General features: G+C 68.0%; 1 protein-coding gene. It reads left to right on the top strand.

The features are described from left to right. Positions 1-69: 69 nt before the first annotated feature. The gene (locus IFT51_RS14770) at positions 70-498 is read left to right on the top strand and encodes a hypothetical protein (protein ID WP_192061847.1); all 429 of its coding nucleotides are present in this window, start codon (positions 70-72) and stop codon (positions 496-498) included. Positions 499-507 lie beyond the last annotated feature (9 nt).

The raw sequence follows: 507 nt of genomic DNA, 5'->3' as shown, positions 1-507 counted from the left end.
GGAGTCGCGACGAAGTGCGCTTCATGCCATCCTTCGATCGTGCGCCCCCGATCGCTCTGCCTACTCGTCGTGACCCTCTGTGCTGTCAGCCTCGCCGGGTGCTCCGAGGTCGATCCCGGTGAGCAGGCCGGCGACATCGCTCTGTGGCTTGACCAGGCGCCGTCAGCGGTGCAGGACGACGGCGACGAGCTGGTCGTCTTGGCAGCGGTCGCCGATCGCGGCGAGGGAGCCGGCGGCAGCGCGATCTCGGCGACCTTCGAGGAGCCCGTGACGATCAGGCGAGTCGAACTCGAGTGTTTCGGCGACGGATCCGTCGAGGGGCTGTTCGGTCTGACGTCGGCTACCGGTGCCGTCGACACGACGTCCGCCCGTGCGAGCTGCGCCGAGGGCGTGCTCGAGCTGGACATCCCGGAGTCGTCCCGCAAGGGCGTGACGAACGTCAGCTTCTCCTCGGTCGCGAGCACCGAAAACGGCGCATGGCGCGTCATCGTCCGATAGGGGATCGAT

It is taken from the genome of Frigoribacterium sp. CFBP 13712, assembly GCF_014842255.1.
GTDB lineage: Bacteria > Actinomycetota > Actinomycetes > Actinomycetales > Microbacteriaceae > Frigoribacterium.
This window is presented reverse-complemented; position numbering and strand designations above follow the sequence as displayed.